Annotated in this window: 15 protein-coding genes; 7 read left to right on the top strand and 8 right to left on the bottom strand. The window is 66.1% G+C overall.

All coding sequences use genetic code 11. The annotated features are described in order from the left end of the window. Positions 1 to 161: 161 nt before the first annotated feature. The 3 genes from FOA17_RS06210 (at position 162) to FOA17_RS06200 (ending at position 3291) form a co-directional block, all read left to right on the top strand. Positions 162 to 800, top strand: a complete 639-nt coding sequence (locus FOA17_RS06210) for a TetR family transcriptional regulator C-terminal domain-containing protein (RefSeq protein ID WP_149140579.1) — start codon at positions 162 to 164, stop codon at positions 798 to 800. A 101-nt stretch (positions 801 to 901) separates the two neighbouring features. Next, positions 902 to 1324, top strand: coding sequence for a hypothetical protein (locus FOA17_RS06205; protein ID WP_149140578.1), 423 nt, complete (start codon positions 902 to 904; stop codon positions 1322 to 1324). Between the two features lie 77 nt (positions 1325 to 1401). Further along, the gene (locus tag FOA17_RS06200) at positions 1402 to 3291 is read left to right on the top strand and encodes a potassium transporter Kup (RefSeq protein ID WP_203232271.1); all 1890 of its coding nucleotides are present in this window, start codon (positions 1402 to 1404) and stop codon (positions 3289 to 3291) included. 81 nt (positions 3292 to 3372) lie between these two features. On the opposite strand, the gene preA is transcribed toward FOA17_RS06200, so the two are convergent. The 3 genes from preA to FOA17_RS06185 all read right to left on the bottom strand — a co-directional run bounded on the left by preA (position 3373) and on the right by FOA17_RS06185 (position 6292). Beyond that, positions 3373 to 4674, bottom strand: a complete 1302-nt coding sequence (preA, locus tag FOA17_RS06195) for an NAD-dependent dihydropyrimidine dehydrogenase subunit PreA (protein ID WP_149140576.1) — start codon at positions 4672 to 4674, stop codon at positions 3373 to 3375. 24 nt (positions 4675 to 4698) lie between these two features. Then, positions 4699 to 6027, bottom strand: a complete 1329-nt coding sequence (locus tag FOA17_RS06190) for an NAD(P)-dependent oxidoreductase (RefSeq protein WP_149140575.1) — start codon at positions 6025 to 6027, stop codon at positions 4699 to 4701. A 64-nt stretch (positions 6028 to 6091) separates the two neighbouring features. Continuing rightward, positions 6092 to 6292, bottom strand: coding sequence for a hypothetical protein (locus FOA17_RS06185; RefSeq protein ID WP_149140574.1), 201 nt, complete (start codon positions 6290 to 6292; stop codon positions 6092 to 6094). A gap of 16 nt (positions 6293 to 6308) precedes the next feature. Here FOA17_RS06185 and accB point away from each other — a divergent pair, with 16 nt between their 5' ends. The 3 genes from accB (at position 6309) to aat (ending at position 8912) form a co-directional block, all read left to right on the top strand. Then, complete coding sequence (gene accB, locus FOA17_RS06180; protein ID WP_149140573.1) at positions 6309 to 6806, top strand: acetyl-CoA carboxylase biotin carboxyl carrier protein; 498 nt, start codon at positions 6309 to 6311, stop codon at positions 6804 to 6806. 19 nt (positions 6807 to 6825) lie between these two features. Beyond that, complete coding sequence (gene accC / locus FOA17_RS06175) at positions 6826 to 8172, top strand: acetyl-CoA carboxylase biotin carboxylase subunit (RefSeq protein ID WP_149140572.1); 1347 nt, start codon at positions 6826 to 6828, stop codon at positions 8170 to 8172. 152 nt (positions 8173 to 8324) lie between these two features. Then, a complete protein-coding gene (gene aat, locus FOA17_RS06170; protein ID WP_275259730.1) occupies positions 8325 to 8912 on the top strand; it encodes a leucyl/phenylalanyl-tRNA--protein transferase in 588 nt (195 codons plus the stop codon). Between the two features lie 5 nt (positions 8913 to 8917). Here the strand turns inward: aat and FOA17_RS06165 are convergent, their stop codons facing one another. The 5 genes from FOA17_RS06165 to dnaG all read right to left on the bottom strand — a co-directional run bounded on the left by FOA17_RS06165 (position 8918) and on the right by dnaG (position 14477). Further along, positions 8918 to 9343 (bottom strand): DUF2155 domain-containing protein, encoded by a 426-nt coding sequence (locus FOA17_RS06165; RefSeq protein ID WP_149140571.1) that lies wholly within the window; start codon positions 9341 to 9343, stop codon positions 8918 to 8920. Further along, a complete protein-coding gene (mlaD, locus tag FOA17_RS06160) occupies positions 9340 to 9801 on the bottom strand; it encodes an outer membrane lipid asymmetry maintenance protein MlaD (protein ID WP_149140570.1) in 462 nt (153 codons plus the stop codon). Before mlaD ends, FOA17_RS06165 begins: the two co-directional genes overlap by 4 nt. Positions 9802 to 9820: 19 nt before the next feature. Then, positions 9821 to 10195: an NADH:ubiquinone oxidoreductase subunit NDUFA12 gene (locus tag FOA17_RS06155; RefSeq protein ID WP_149140569.1), complete on the bottom strand. Its 375-nt coding sequence runs from the start codon at positions 10193 to 10195 to the stop codon at positions 9821 to 9823. Positions 10196 to 10360: 165 nt separating this feature from the next. Continuing rightward, positions 10361 to 12355: an RNA polymerase sigma factor RpoD gene (gene rpoD, locus FOA17_RS06150; protein ID WP_149140568.1), complete on the bottom strand. Its 1995-nt coding sequence runs from the start codon at positions 12353 to 12355 to the stop codon at positions 10361 to 10363. A 124-nt stretch (positions 12356 to 12479) separates the two neighbouring features. Continuing rightward, complete coding sequence (gene dnaG, locus FOA17_RS06145; protein WP_149140567.1) at positions 12480 to 14477, bottom strand: DNA primase; 1998 nt, start codon at positions 14475 to 14477, stop codon at positions 12480 to 12482. 97 nt (positions 14478 to 14574) lie between these two features. Between dnaG and FOA17_RS06140 the strand changes: the two genes are divergently transcribed. Beyond that, positions 14575 to 16425, top strand: coding sequence for an ABC-F family ATP-binding cassette domain-containing protein (locus FOA17_RS06140; RefSeq protein ID WP_149140566.1), 1851 nt, complete (start codon positions 14575 to 14577; stop codon positions 16423 to 16425). The last annotated feature ends 53 nt before the right edge of the window (positions 16426 to 16478 follow it).

The following is a 16478-nucleotide window of genomic DNA, read 5'->3' as shown; positions in this document are numbered from 1 at the left end:
CTGTCATGCGGCAAACCCTGCGTCAAGCGCGTTACAGACGCCTGCGTCGGGGTGCCGGTTCACGAATTGCATATTGACGGCTTTGCCGGCTTCGCTCAATCGGGTTCGGCCTTGCCGGCAGTCTGATTGCGACATTTTGATCAAATGCAGGACGCGCGCCCATGCCTCGCAGCCGCCCGAAAACCCGTATCCAGCAAAAGAACTCCGAAGCGATTCTGGAGGCCGCGCTGGAGGTGTTTTCCCAGGCCGGGTTCCGGGGCGCGACTCTGGACCAGATCGCCGAACGCGCGGGCCTGTCCAAGCCCAACCTGCTGTATTACTTCCCCTCGAAAGAGGCGATCCATGCAGAGCTGATCCGCGGGCTGCTCAAGGTCTGGCTCGATCCGCTGCGCGAACTGGATGCGGCGGGCGATCCGATGGACGAGATCCTCGATTATGTGCGCCGCAAGCTGGAACTAAGCCGCGATTTTCCCCGCGAAAGCCGGCTTTTCGCCAATGAGATCCTCCAAGGCGCGCCCCGGGTGCAGGGGCCGCTGCATGACGAATTGAAGCCGCTGGTCGATGACAAGGCCGCCCTCATCGCCAGCTGGATCGCCCAGGGGCGGCTGGCGCCGGTCGATCCGCATCACCTCATCTTCTCGATCTGGGCGACGACGCAGCATTACGCCGATTTCGACGTGCAGGTGCGCGCCGTGCTGGGCCCCGGCCATGATCCCTATGCCGAGGCCGACAGCTTTCTGATGACGCTGTTTCGCAACAGCCTGACCCCGCGCGGCGCGAATGCCCCGCGGGATGCGTAGAATGCCCCGCATTTTCCCGCGCGGTTAACCCTGTCAGGGCAGGCGTGACGCCGGGCCGCGTGGCAAGATGGCTGCGGGGGTGCCTGCAAGGGATGCGTGTGATGGAAATTTCTGCAACCGGCGCGGCGGCGGCCCTGCCGCCCCTGCCCGCAAGCGAGGCGCGGCAGGATGCCCGCGCCGCCACCTCTGCCGCCGAACGCGCCACCGCCCGCCCGGAGGAGGGCACCCCCAGCGACAGCCCCGCCCCGATGCTGATCGCGCATCTCGCCGCGACCGAAATCAGCCGCCTGGCCGTGGCACAGGACAGCACCCTGCGCCAGATGCCCGGTTCCCGGGCCGAGGCCGCGCAGGTCCGCGCCGTGCGCGCCTATGAGGAAACGGCGCTGCTGCTCAATTCCGCCAAGGCGCTGATCGACCGGGTGGTTCTGCTGCCCGAAAAGGGCGACATGGCGCTGGAGGCCTCCAAGCTGCCGCCCTGGGGGCCCCCGGCCTTTGGCCCGCCGCCACGCGGCAGCGAGGGCTGAGCCCGCCGATGCCCCGCTGACAAGCGCCGCGAAGCGGGATATGCCGGGCAAAGTGCGAATCCCTCCCGGACCTCATCGTGTCGCAACCAGCCCCCGGCGCGTCCGCCCCCCACAGCCACGGCTCTCTTGCCCGGCTGACCCTTGGCGCCATTGGCGTTGTCTATGGCGATATCGGCACCAGCCCGCTGTATGCGATGCGCGAATCCCTGCATGCCGCCTCGCGCGATGGCCTTGTGCGCGAAGATGTGCTGGGCGTGATCTCGCTCTTGGTCTGGACGCTGATGCTGATCGTGACGCTGAAATATGTCACGCTCATCATGCGGGCCGACAATAACGGCGAAGGCGGCACGCTGTCGCTGATCGCGCTGGTGCAACGCGCGATGAAGTCCCGGCCCCAGGCCCTGATGGCAATCGGCGCGGTCGGTATCGCGCTGTTCTTCGGCGATTCGATGATCACCCCGGCCATGTCCGTGCTGTCGGCGGTCGAGGGCAGCACCCTGGTCGCCCCGGTCATGGGCGATTACGTCGTGCCGATCACGCTGGGCATCATCGTGGCGCTGTTCGCGGTGCAGTCGCGCGGCACCGAGACCGTCTCGGCGCTGTTCGGCCCGATCATGATCGTCTGGTTCCTGGTGATGGCGCTGCTCGGGCTGATCCATATCCGCGACGATCTGGGCATCTTCGCCGCCCTCAACCCCGCCCATGCCATCGGCTTTCTGATCGACAACGGGCTGGGCTCTTTCATCGTGCTGGGCTCGGTCTTCCTCGCGGTCACCGGGGGCGAGGCGCTTTATACCGATATGGGCCATTTCGGCCGCCGCCCCATCCGAATTGCCTGGGTGGTGCTGGTCTTTCCCGCGCTGACCCTCTCCTATCTCGGGCAGGGCGCGATGGTGCTGGCCCACCCGGAACGCGCCAGCAACCCGTTCTTCCTGCTGGCGCCGGACTGGGCCCTGCCCTGGCTGGTCTTGCTGGCCACCGCCGCCACGGTGATCGCCAGCCAGGCGGTGATCTCGGGCGCGTTTTCGGTGGCGAAACAGGCGGTGCAGATGGGGCTGCTGCCGCGCATGCAGATCCGCCACACCTCGGAAACCCAGTTCGGCCAGATCTTCATGCCGCGCATCAACACGATCCTGCTGCTTGGCGTGGTCGCGCTCGTGCTGACCTTCGGCTCCTCCACCAACCTCGCCTCGGCCTATGGCATCGCGGTGACCGGCGACATGGTGATCACCTCGATCCTCGCGATTTTCCTCTTGAACCGCGCCTGGAAATGGCCGGTCTGGCTCAGCCTCGCGGTCATGCTGCCGCTGCTCGCGCTCGAGGGGCTGTTCCTCGCCGCCAACATGACCAAGGTCGCCGATGGCGGCTATATCCCGATCCTGTTCGCGGCCTTCCTCTGCCTCGTGATGTGGACCTGGGTGCGCGGCTCGGCCCATGTGCAGCGCAAGTCGCGCGACAGCTCCATCGGCTTTGACAACCTGATCGCCATGCTGGGCAAGTCGCATCCGGTGGATGTGCCCGGCACCGCCGTCTTCCTGACCGCCGATCCCGACCGCGCGCCCCCCGCGCTGATGCACAACCTCAAGCACAACCGGGTGCTGCACCGGCTCAATTTCATCGTCACCGTGGTCGTGGCCCCGGTCCCCTTCGTCCCCGAGGAAGACCGCCTGGTCCTGCACCGCGTCAATGACCGCTTCGTCAAGGTGCGGCTGAATTTCGGCTATCTCGACGATCAGAACGTGCCCCGCGCCCTCGCCCTGGCCCGCCGGCAGGGCGAACGCTTCGACATCATGACCACCTCCTTCTTCCTCAACCATCGCAGCTATCGCTCCGCCCCGAACGAGGGGCTGCCGCGCTGGCAGGAAAGGCTGTTCATCGCCCTGTCGCGCGGCGCCACCAACGCGACCGAGTTCTACCGCCTGCCCTCGAACCGTGTGCTGGAACTCGGCCAGCAACTCACCATCTGACGAAAGAGGGGCCCGCCGGCCCCCCTTCATCTGTTCACAAATATCCTCGGGGGGCGCGGGGGGCAGACAGCCCCCCGTTCCTCACTCTGCCGCCCGCGCCAAAGGGTTGTTCGGATGCGTGGTCCAGTTGGCATAATCGCCCACCGTCCGGCCGGTGCGCGGATCGACCTGCCCCTTGGGCATCTCGACCATGGTGATGCAATTCTCCACCGGGCAGACATTGACGCACAGGTTGCAGGCCACGCATTCCTCGTCCTTGACGGTAAAGGTGCGGTCCGGCCCCATTTCGATGGCCTGATGGCTGGTATCCTCGCAGGCGATGTAGCAGCGCCCGCATTTGATGCAGTCATCCTGCGAGATATGCGCCTTGGTCACATAATTCAGGTTCAGGAACTGCCAGTCGGTGACATTCGGCACCGCACGACCCACCAGTTCGGACGTGTCGGCAAATCCCTTGCGGTCCATGTAATCCGACAGGCCCGAGATCATTTCCTGCACGACCTTGAAGCCATAGGTCATGGCGGCGGTGCAGACCTGCACATTGCCCGCGCCAAGCGCCATGAACTCCGCCGCGTCGCGCCAGGTGGTGACGCCGCCGATGCCGCTGATGGGGATACCGGCGGTTTCGCGCGACCGCGCGATTTCCGCCACCATGTTCAGCGCGATCGGCTTGACCGCCGGGCCGCAATAGCCGCCATGGGTGCCCTTGCCGTCGATGGTCGGTTCCGGCGCGAAATCGTCCAGATCGACGGCAGTGATCGAATTGATGGTGTTGATCAGGCTGACCGCATCGGCCCCGCCGCGTTTCGCCGCCTCGGCCGGTTTGCGGATATCGGTGATATTGGGGGTCAGCTTCACGATGCAGGGCATGCGGGAATATTGCTTCACCCAGCGGGTGACCATCTCGATATATTCCGGCACCTGCCCCACGGCGCTGCCCATGCCGCGTTCGGCCATGCCATGCGGGCAGCCGAAGTTCAGCTCCACCCCGTCGGCCTCGGTATCCTCGATGCGCTTGAGGATGTCCTTCCACGATTCTTCGTCGCAGGGCACCATCAGGCTTATGATCAGGGCGCGGTCGCGCCACTTGCGCTTGACCTCCTTGATCTCTTGCAGGTTCACCTCCAGCGGGCGGTCGGTGATCAGTTCGATATTGTTCAGCCCCAGCAGGCGGCGGTCGGCGCCCCAGATCGCGCCGTAGCGCGGGCCGTTGACATTGACGACCGGCGGCCCTTCCGACCCCAGCGTCTTCCAGACCACGCCGCCCCATCCCGCCTCATAGGCGCGTTCCACGTTCACCTTCTTGTCGGTGGGCGGGGCCGAGGCCAGCCAGAACGGGTTGGGGGATTTGATGCCGATGAAATTCGATGCGAGATTGGCCATATGCTTGTCTCCTGATGCGGGCGCTCAGCCCGCTGCCCCCGTCAGTGCCGCGTGGATCTCCTCGGCGGCGTCGCGGCCCTCGGCCACGGCGGTCACCGTCAGATCCTCGCCGCCCTCGGCACAGTCGCCGCCACACCAGAGCTTTGGCCCCGGATGGCGCGGCAGCTTGCCCCCCGTCACCGACAGGCTGTCCGGCACACCGGCAAGGGTCTGGCCAATGGCCTTGAACACCTGATCGGCCTTCAGGGTGAAGCCCTGATCCATCAGCCTCAGCCCCGCGGGGCCGTCTTCGGTATAGGCGAACTCCACCGCCTCGGCCCGCGCGCCGCCCGTCACCTTCACCGGCGCCGCGCCATAGATGATACGGACGCCGGTCTGCGTCGCGTGTTCCTGTTCATGGCCCGAGGCGCTCATCTTCTCGCGCCCGCGGCGATAGACGATGGTCACATTCTCGGCGCCCAGCAGTTTCGACTGCACGGCGGCATCGACCGCCGTCATGCCGCCGCCGATCACCACCACATCGCGCCCCACGGCGACGGTCGAACGGTCGCCCGCCTGCCGCAGCCCGGCGATGAAATCGACGGCATTTTCCACCCCCGGCAGATCCTCGCCCGCCGCGCGCAGGGCGTTCACCCCGGCCAGACCGATGCCAAGGAACACCGCGTCGTAATCGTTCATCAGATCGGCCAGCGCGACATCCTTGCCAAGGGTGACGCCGGTTTTCACCGTGATCCCCCCGATCTTCAGCAGCCAGTCCACCTCGCGCGCGGCGAAATCGTTGGTCGATTTATAGGTGGCGATGCCGTATTCGTTCAGACCGCCCGCCTTGGGGCGGCGTTCGAACACCGTCACCTCATGGCCCTTCATCGCCAGACGATGCGCGCAGGCCAGCCCCGAGGGCCCTGCCCCGACCACCGCCACGCGCTTGCCCGTCGCCGCCGCGCGGGTAAAGGGATGCACGTCCCTGGCCATCAGCGTATCGGTGGCATAGCGTTGCAGCCGGCCGATCTCCACCGGCTTGCCCTCGGCCACCTCGCGCACGCAGACCTCTTCGCACAGCGTTTCGGTCGGGCAGACGCGGGCGCACATGCCGCCCATGATGTTCTGCGACAGGATGGTCTTCGCCGCCGCCTCCGGCGTGCCGGTGGCGATCTGGCGGATGAACAGCGGAATGTCGATCGAGGTGGGGCACGCCGTCATGCAGGGCGCGTCATGGCAGAAATAGCAGCGATCGGCCGCCACCCGCGCCTCGTGCCGATCCAGCGGCGGTTCGTGATCGGCGAAATTCGCCTCATAGCTGGCGGCGGGCAGACGCGCGGGCACGATGCCGGGCGTGAGCTGGCTGTTGGACAAGGCGCAAACCTCCCGTTTTCGGTTTCTTGTGGTTGGGATCACTGTGCCACAGGCGAATTTTTTATCAATCGGTAAATTTTTCCGGCCCGCATTTTTTCGCAGCCCCGCCCGAACCGCCGCGCGACTGCCCGAAAATGCGGCAAATCCGCCGGAACGACGCGGCGGCACAGTCAGGCTTTTCAGCCTTGACCGCCTCGCGTATAAGGACGGCCAGCCATGGCCGGGGCTGCTTGCGCAAACACCGCGCGGCCCACAGGTCGAACAACACCAATGAGGATGGCATGAGCAAACACTCCCCCGACGCCGACGTGGCCTTCATTCAGGCGCTGGCCGAGCTTCTGAACAAGAACGACCTGACCGAGCTGTCGGTGAAGCGCGAATATGGCGAGGATGACAGCCTTGAAGTGCGCGTGGTGAAACAGGCCAATATCGTGACGACCGCGGTCGCCGCCCCCATGGCGATGGCCCCGGCGGCCGTCGCGGCCCCGGCCGCTGCAGCGCCCGCCCCCGCCGCCTCCGCCGCGCCGGAAGACCCCGCCCAGCATCCGGGCGCCGTGACCTCGCCCATGGTGGGCACCGCCTATCTGGCGGCCGAACCCGGTGCCACGCCCTTTGTCGCGGTCGGCGCGACCGTGACCGAAGGCCAGACCGTGCTGATCATCGAGGCGATGAAGACCATGAACCACATCCCCGCGCCGCGGGCTGGCACGGTGAAGCGCATTCTGGTGGGCGACGGCACGCCGGTCGAATTCGGCGCCCCGCTGCTGATCATCGAGTGAGGCCGCGCGCGTGAGCCAGATGTTCGAGAAAATCCTGATCGCCAACCGGGGAGAGATCGCGCTGCGCGTGATCCGCGCCTGCCGCGAGATGGGCATCAAATCGGTCGCGGTGCATTCCACAGCCGATGCCGATGCGATGCATGTGCGCATGGCCGATGAATCGGTCTGTATCGGCCCCGCCCCCTCGGGGCAGAGCTACCTCAACAAGGCCGCCATCATCTCGGCCTGCGAGATCACCGGCGCGCAGGCGGTGCATCCGGGCTATGGCTTCCTGTCGGAAAACGCGAGCTTCGCGCAGGCCTTGCAGGATCACGGCATCACCTTCATCGGCCCGACGGCGGAACACATCCGCATCATGGGCGACAAGATCACCGCCAAGGATACCGCCAAGGAACTGGGCATCCCGGTCGTGCCGGGGTCGGATGGCGGCGTGCCGGATTTCGAGACCGCGCTGAAAGTGGCGGCGGAAATCGAATATCCGGTGATCATCAAGGCCACCGCCGGCGGCGGCGGGCGCGGGATGAAGGTCGCGCGCAGCGCCGAGGAGCTGGAGATCGCCTTCCGCACCGCCCGGTCGGAGGCCAAGGCCGCCTTCGGCAATGACGAGGTCTATATCGAGAAATACCTCCAGAAGCCGCGGCATATCGAGATCCAGGTCTTTGGCGACGGCAAGGGCAATGCGGTCCATCTGGGCGAGCGCGACTGTTCCTTGCAGCGCCGCCACCAGAAGGTCTTTGAAGAGGCGCCCGGCCCCTGCATCACCCCCAAGATGCGCGCCGAGATTGGCGAGGTCTGCGCCAGCGCGATGCGCAAGCTGCACTATATCGGCGCCGGCACCATCGAGTTCCTCTATGAGGATGGCCGGTTCTATTTCATCGAGATGAACACCCGGCTTCAGGTGGAACATCCGGTGACCGAGGGCATCTTCGGCGTCGATCTGGTGCGCGAACAGATCCGCGTGGCCTCGGGCCTGTCGATGTCGTTCACGCAAAGCGATCTGGAGATCAACGGCCACGCGATCGAGGTGCGGATCAACGCCGAACGCCTGCCGAATTTCACCCCCTGCCCCGGCAAGGTGAAGGTGTTCCACGCCCCCGGCGGGCTGGGTGTGCGGATGGATTCGGCGCTTTATGGCGGCTATTCGATTCCGCCCTATTACGACAGCCTGATCGGCAAGCTGATCGTGCATGGCCGCGACCGGCCCGAGGCACTGGCCCGGCTGAAACGCGCGCTGAGCGAGTTGATCATCGACGGGGTGGAAACCTCGGTGCCGCTTTTCCACATGCTGCTGGCCGAGCCGGATATCCAGAACGGTGATTACAACATTCACTGGCTGGAGAAATGGCTGGCGGAGCAGTTCGCCTGAACCGATCCCCGGCGCCCTTGCAGGCAGCGCCGGGGGTTTCACACCCCCAGAGCCCCGCGCCGAGCGGACAGGTTCCGGGGGTTTCACACCCCCGGACCCCCGTGGGATATTTATGAACAGATGAAGGGGGGTCGGCGTCAGCGGAGCCCCCTTTGTCTTTCGAGATCACGCCAGAGCTGTTGTTGCGGGCCTATGCGATGGGGGTTTTCCCCATGGCCGACAGCGCCGAGGCGGCGGAGTTGCACTGGGTGGAGCCGCGGATGCGCGGCATCCTGCCGCTGGACGGGTTTCACCTTTCGCGTTCGCTGGCAAAGGAGATGCGGCGCGGCGGATTCGAGATCGTTGCCAATCGCGATTTCGCCGGCGTGCTGGCGGGCTGCGCCGACCGGCCGGAGACCTGGATCAACGGGCAGATCCGCGACCTGTATCTGGCGCTGCATGCGCGCGGCCATGCGCATTCGCTGGAGCTGTGGGAGGATGGCGCGCTGCGCGGCGGCACCTATGGGGTGACGCTGGGCCGGGCCTTCTTTGGCGAAAGCATGTTCTCGCGCCGCCGCTCGGCGTCAAAGATCGTGCTGGCGCATCTGGTGGCCCGGTTGAAGGCGCGCGGCTTTGTGTTGCTGGACACGCAATTCCTGACGCCGCATCTGGCGACCCTGGGCGGGATCGAGATCCCGCGCGCGGCCTATCAGGCGCGGCTGGCCAAGGCCTTGCAGGGGCCTCCGGCGCGGTTCGACTGAACGGATCAGCCCTCTTGCGGGGCCTCGAATTCCTCGTCGGTGGCGGGGGGCGGCTCGACCTCGAGTTCCGGCTGATCCGGCGTCAGGCAGCGCAGCACCCAGACATCGTAGCGCGGATGTTCCAGTGCCGACAGCGCCGGGCTGGAGGCCACCATCCAGCCGGAAAAGGCGGGCTGGGCCTGACCTTCTTCCATCACCGTGAGATGGGCGAAGGCATCCGAGGCGGGGTTGGCGGTCGGGTAGCGGCATTCGTCGAGCTGGATGGTCAGCCGGCCCGAGATGGCGGCCTGTCCATCGGCCAGTTCGATATCGGCGGTTTCGCCGGTGACCTTGTCGAGCCAGCGCAGGATGCCGCCGGGGGCGGCCGTCACCTGTTGCGCCGCCGCCGGACCGGCCACCAGCAGCGCGAGGGCGAGCGCCGCCACCCTCATTGGTTCAGCGCGTCTTCGGCGCTTTTGCCGACGAATTTCATCAGAAGGCCGATCAGGCTGACCGAGCCTTGGGTATCCTCGATCTCGGCGCCCGCCGGCAGATTCTCGGGCGAGCCGCCGGGGCGGATCTCGATGTAATTGCCGCCAAGCAAGCCTTCGGAGGAGACTAGCGCCGCGGAATCGTCGGGCAGCGCGATGCTGTCGCGCAGGGTCAGCGTGGCATCGGCATAAAAGGTCTGCGGGTTCAGGTCGAGCTGCGAGACCGTGCCGACCTTCACGCCGGCCAGCCGCACATCGGTGCCGACCGAGATGCCTTCGGCCGACTGGAACGAGGCGCGCAGGTCATAGCCGCTGGCGCGGGCGGTCAGGCCGGTGCCCTGCGCCGCATAGACCAGAAAACCAAGCGCCACGGCCAGAACCGCGGTGCCGGCCAGAACTTCGGTGGTGTTTTCCGACATCATGCCCTCTCTTGCGGGGTCATTCGGGCTGCCAGGCCTCGTAATCCTGGCGGGCGACCGGGGCGCCCTTGCGGATCGAGCCGGCGGGGGCATAGGCCGACAGGGTGCCGGTCAGGTTTTCCTGATGCGGGCGTTCCCAGGCCTTGTGCGGCAGCGGCGCCTGGGTCGGCGGCTGGTCCCAGGTGAAATGCAGCCAGCCATGCCAGTCGGGCGACACGCGGCTGGCCTCGGCCTCGCCGTTGAAGATCACCCAGCGGCGCTTGCCATCGCGGGTCTGGTAATAGACATTGCCCTGATCGTCCTCGCCCACCTTCACGCCCTTGCGCGCGGTAAAGATCTGGGTGCCCAGCGTCTGGCTGTTCCACCAGGTGACGAGACGCTTGAGGAAATACATCACGGACCTCCGAAAGGTGTTTGCCCCCATATGACCCATGCCCGGCCCGGCGTCCAGTGCCAGCGTGGCCCATCGGCAGAATCCGGCGGGCGCGCGCAGCAAAACGCCCCCGCAAAGGGGGGCGTTCTGTCCGTCATGTCGGGTGCAAGGCGGCGCGGCGCCCCGTCACTGGTCGAGAAAGCTGCGCAGCTTGCGCGAACGCGAGGGGTGTTTCAGCTTGCGCAGCGCCTTGGCCTCGATCTGGCGGATGCGTTCGCGGGTCACGCTGAACTGCTGGCCCACTTCCTCCAGCGTATGATCGGTGTTCATGCCGATGCCGAAGCGCATGCGCAGCACGCGCTCCTCGCGCGGGGTGAGGCTGGCCAGCACGCGGGTCGTGGTTTCCTTCAGGTTTTCCTGAATGGCCGAATCCAGCGGCAGGATCGCGTTGGTATCCTGGATGAAATCGCCCAGCTGGCTGTCTTCCTCGTCGCCGATCGGGGTCTCGAGGCTGATCGGTTCCTTGGCGATCTTCATCACCTTGCGAACCTTTTCCAACGGCATTTGCAGCTTTTCGGCCAGTTCCTCGGGCGTGGGTTCGCGGCCGATCTCGTGCAGCATCTGGCGCCCGGTCCGCACCAGCTTGTTGATCGTCTCGATCATGTGGACCGGGATACGGATCGTACGCGCCTGATCGGCGATCGAGCGGGTGATGGCCTGACGGATCCACCAGGTCGCGTAGGTGGAGAACTTGTAGCCGCGGCGGTATTCGAACTTATCGACCGCCTTCATCAGGCCGATATTGCCTTCCTGAATGAGATCAAGGAATTGCAGCCCGCGGTTGGTGTATTTCTTGGCGATGGAGATCACGAGGCGCAGGTTGGCCTCGACCATTTCCTTCTTGGCCTGACGCGCCTCTTTCTCGCCCTTTTGCACCTGGTTCACGATGCGGCGGAATTCCGAGATATCGACGCCGACATATTGGCCGATCTGCTGCATGTCGTTGCGCAGGTCTTCCAGCTTGTCGCGGCTTTTCTCGACCAGCGTCTGCCAGCCCCGGCCCGCCTTTTCGGCCATGCGGTCGATCCAGGTCGGGTCCAGCTCATAGCCCTGATATTCGTCGATGAATTCGCGGCGGTTGATGCGGGCGGCATCGGCCAGCTTCACCATGCCGGAATTGATCGACATGATGCGCTTGTTGATGCCGTAAAGCTGGTCGATCAGCGCCTCGATCCGGTTGTTGTTCAGATGCAGTTCGTTGACCAGCTGCACCACTTCGGACCGCAGCGTCTGATAGGTCGCTTCTTCATCGGCGGTGAAACGCGCGGCCTTGCCCGACATGGTCGCGCTCATCCGGCGATCCTGCATGTCGGAGAGCGTCTCATAGTCATGGGCGATGCGTTCCAGCATCTCCAGCACCTTGGGGCGCAGCGCGTTTTCCATCGCGGCCAGCGACATGTTCGAGGCGTCGTCATCCTCGTCCTCGTCCTCGCTGCGGCTGATCGGGTTGCCGTCGGCATCCAGCTCCGGTTCTGCCGAGCTGGCGCGGCGCGGCGCGGCTGCGTTGTTGGCGGACATGTCCACCTCTTCCAGCCCGCCCATCTCGTCATCGCCATCCAGCGACCGGCCAAAGGTCGCCTCAAGGTCGATCACGTCGCGCAAGAGGATCTCTTCGTTCAGAAGTTCCTCGCGCCAGATGGTGATGGCCTGAAAGGTCAGCGGGCTTTCGCACAGGCCCGCGATCATGGTGTTGCGCCCGGCCTCGATGCGCTTGGCGATCGCGATCTCGCCTTCGCGCGACAGCAGTTCGACACTGCCCATCTCGCGCAGATACATGCGCACCGGGTCATCGGTGCGGTCGAGCGTTTCGGTTTGCGCGCCGGCAATCGCCACTTCGCGCGACCCGGAGGTGGCCTCAACCAGCTCGCCGCCGGTCTCGCCTTCCTCGGCCTCTTCGTTCTCGACGACGTTGATGCCCATTTCGGACAGCATCGCCATCACATCCTCGATCTGTTCGGACGAGGCATGTTCGGGCGGCAGGGCGGCGTTCAGCTGGTCATAGGTGATATAGCCACGCTCGCGCGCGTCGGCGATCATCCGTTTGACCGCGGCCTGACTCATGTCGAGCGAGACATCGGCTTCCTGATCCTCGGGTTTGCCGTCGTCGGTGTCTTTGACCATGGGATCTCCTGAAGGCGCGTCGTGGGGCCGAATCAGCCGTATCGGGTTACGAATCAACCCTGCGAATCACGGAAGGGCAAGGGGGGTGCGTGCGCCAGTTTCGCGGCGAGCGCAACATCGGGGGTCATTTTCGGGCCTTTCCGCCCCGGGTGAAATCAATGCTGGCCCAGATTTTCTGGGCATGATCCAGTTCTTCGCGGTCCAGTTCCACGCCATTGGCCGCCACCACGCCTTCGGCGCGGGCGGTTTCGGGGCCTTTTTCGGCATCCAGCGCGGCCTTGCGGGCCTGGCTGACCCGCCAGGTCAGCCCCTCATCGGCCAGACCTTCGATATCTTCCTCGGCCTCGCGCATCTCGGCCTCGGCACTCCAATGCGCCTCGAGCTTGGCCAGCTCCATCTCCAGGCATTTCTCGGCGCAATCGGTGTCGTCGGGGCGGCGGATATGCGGCTGGATACGGATTTGGGGATGGGCAAGCAGCGTTTCAAGATCGGGCCCGGCGGCACGGATCAGCCGGGCGGCGCGGCTGCCCGGATCGGCGTCATGGGCATGGGTCAGAATCACCTGCCGCAAATGCCGGTGCAGATCGTCGCGCAGCACCATGCGTTCCACCTGCGCCTCGTGCCGGTCGATCAGTTGCGACTGGGTGCAGAGCGTGGCCAGCACGACCGAAATACGCAGATGCAGCATCGCCGCATCATCGGGGGCCGAGGCCAGCAGCGAGGCGCGGGTGGTGGCCAGCGGCTCCACCACCATGGGACGACCGGCGCCACGCGGGCCGGGGCGAAAGCCGCCCGGCGCCCCCAGCGGGCGGGCGGGGTCGCGCGCCGGGCGACGGCCCTGCCGGAACAGCGACCAGCGCAATTCCTTGATATCCTCGCCGTAATGGCTGCGGATCGAGGGATCGGCGATCTTTTGCAGCGCCGCGCGCAGCCGCTTGTCCAGCGCGGCCTTGCGTTCGGGGCTGTCAAAGACCTGGCCCTCGGTCTCGCGCCGCCAGAGCAGCGTCACCATCGGCAGCGCCTGATCCAGCACCTCTTGCAGCGCGGGGGCGCCGCGTTCCTTGAGCAGGTCGTCCGGGTCCATGCCCTGCGGCAGCACGGCAAAGCGCAGGCCCTGCCCCGCCTCCAGCATGGGCAGCGCAAGGTCGATCACCCGCAGCGCCGCGCGCTGGCCGGCGGTGTCGCCATCCAGCGTGATGACGGGCTCGGGGCTGATGCGCCACATCAGGCGCAACTGGTCTTCGGTGATGGCGGTGCCCAGCGGCGCCACGGCGGCGGGAAAGCCCGCCTCCACCATGGCGATGACATCCATATAGCCCTCGCCCACGATCAGCGGCCGGCCCTTGCCCGCCGCCTCGCGCGCGGGGCCATGGTTGAACAGGTTGCGCCCCTTGTCGAACAGCTCCGTCTCCGGGCCGTTCAGGTATTTCGCCCGCGCATTGGGGTCGAGCGACCGCCCCCCCAGACTGATCGCCCGCCCCCGCGCATCGCGGATCGGAAAGATCACCCGGGCGCGAAAGCGGTCATACAGGCTGCCATCCTCGCCCTTGGCGATCAGGCCCGAGGCGACCATCAGGTCGGCCGGCACACCCTTGCCCTTGAGCGCGGTCAGCAGCGCGTTGCGGCTGTCGGGCGCCCAGCCGATTTCCCAGCGATCCTGCGCCGGCGCCGACAGCCGGCGCTTGCCCCCCACATAGTCGCGCGCCATCTGGCCGGCGCCCGCGCGATATTGCAGGCGGTAGAACTTGACCGCCTCCTCCATCACCTCGGCCAACTGGCTGCGGCGGTCGGCCTTTTGCGCCGCCGCCGGGTCGCGGGCGGGCATCTGCATGCCGGCCTCGCGCGCCAAAAGCTCCACCGCCTCCATGAAGGACAGGTTCTCGCTCTCCTTCACAAAGCCAAGCGCGTCGCCCTTGGCGTGGCAGCCAAAGCAGTAATAAAACCCCTTGCGGTCATCGACATGGAAAGAGGCCGATTTTTCCTGGTGAAACGGGCATGGCGCCCACCAGTCGCCCTTGGCCTGGTTCGACTTGCGCATATCCCAGACGACCTTGCGCCCCACCACGCTGGAGAGCGTGACGCGGTTGCGAAGCTCGTCAAGGAATCCGGGCGGCAGGGACATGATCCCTATATCGGCCCTGCGGGCGCCGCTGTCCAGTGCGGCGCCGGCGCCTCTCTGCGGTTGACGCCCCGGCGAAAGGCGGGCAAGTCGGGGCATCATGCTGCGCATCAACGACCTCACCTATTCCATCGAAGGCCGCCCCCTGTTCGAGGGGGCCACGGCCACCATCCCCACCGGGCACAAGGTGGGGCTTGTCGGGCGCAACGGCGCGGGCAAGACCACGCTTTTCCGGTTGATCCGGGGGGAACTGGCGCTGGAGGGCGGCGAGATCGCGATCCCCGCCCGCGCCCGCATCGGCGGCGTGGCGCAAGAGGTGCCCTCGTCGGCCACCTCGCTGATCGACACGGTGCTGGCCGCCGATACCGAACGCAGCGCGCTGATGACCGAGGCCGAGACCGCGACCGACCCGCATCGCATTGCCGAGATTCAGACCCGCCTCGCCGATATCGACGCCTGGAGCGCCGAGGGCCGCGCCAGCGCGATCCTGCGCGGCCTTGGCTTCGACGCCGAGGCGCAGCTGCGCCCCTGTTCCGATTTCTCGGGCGGGTGGCGGATGCGCGTCGCGCTGGCGGGGGTTCTGTTCGCGCAGCCCGATTACCTTCTGCTGGACGAACCGACCAACTATCTCGATCTGGAAGGCGCGCTCTGGCTGGAAAGCTATCTTCAGAAATATCCCCATACCGTCATCATCATCAGCCATGACCGCGGCCTGTTGAACCGCGCCGTGCAGGGGATCCTGCATCTCGACAATCGCAAGCTGACCTATTGGCAGGGCGGCTATGACCAGTTCGCCCGCCAGATGGCCGAGCGCCGCGCCGTGCAGGCTGCCGAGGCGAAAAAGGTCGAGGCCCGGCGGGCCCATCTGCAAAGTTTCGTCGATCGTTTCAAGGCCAAGGCGACCAAGGCCGCGCAGGCGCAATCGCGCGTCAAGATGCTGGAAAAGCTGACCCCGATCACCGCGCCCGAAGAAGCGCGCAAGATGGTCTTCACCTTCCCCGAGCCCGAGGCCCTGCCGCCCCCCATCATCAACCTCGAAGGCGCGAGCGTGGGCTATGGCGACCGCGCGATCCTGCGGCGGCTGTCGCTGCGGATCGACCAGGATGACCGGATCGCGCTTCTGGGCCGCAACGGCGAGGGGAAATCGACGCTGTCCAAGCTGCTGGCGGGCAAGCTTTCGGTCATGGGCGGCGATCTGCACCGCCATTCCAAGCTGCGCATCGGCTTTTTCGCCCAGCATCAGGTCGAGGAACTCCACATCGACGAAACCCCGCTGCAACATGTGCAGCGCCTGCGCCCCGAGGAACATCAGGCGCGGCTGCGCGCGCGGCTGGCCGGGTTCGGGCTGATGGCCGAACAGGCCGAGACGGTGGTGGGGCGGCTCTCGGGCGGGCAGAAGGCCCGACTGTCGCTCTTGCTGGCCACAATCGACGCGCCGCATCTGCTGATCCTGGACGAACCGACCAACCACCTCGATATCGAAAGCCGCGAGGCCCTGGTGGAGGCGCTGACCGAATATTCCGGCGCGGTGATCCTGGTCAGCCATGACATGCACCTGCTGTCGCTGGTCGCAGACCGGCTCTGGCTGGTCAAGGGCGGCGCGGTGACGCCCTATGACAAGGATCTGGAGGCCTATCGGGCCGAGCTTCTGGCCGGGGACGAGCCTGTGAAGGACGCCCCGAAACCCGTTGAAAAGCCCCGCAAATCCAGCCGGGACGAGGTGCTTTCCCTGCGCAGCGAGGTGCGCAAATGCGAGGAGCGTCTGGCGAAACTCTCCGAGATGCGGGTGAAGCTGCAAGACAAGCTGGCCGACCCCGCGCTCTATGACGAGGCGCGCAAGGCCGATCTGGCGCAATGGACCGCCAAATTCGCCGAACTGGAACAGGCCGAAGCCAAGGCCGAGGCCCTGTGGCTGGAGGCGCAAGAACGTCTGGAGGCGGCGGCGGACTGATATTCCGCCCTGCACAGGTGAACGCCAAACCTGCGGAAATGCACAGGTTTCAA

It is taken from the genome of Gemmobacter caeruleus (genome assembly GCF_008271655.1).
GTDB classification, from domain to species: domain Bacteria; phylum Pseudomonadota; class Alphaproteobacteria; order Rhodobacterales; family Rhodobacteraceae; genus Gemmobacter; species Gemmobacter caeruleus.
The sequence above is the reverse complement of the archived record's forward strand: the minus strand, read 5'-3'. Positions and strand labels throughout refer to the sequence as shown.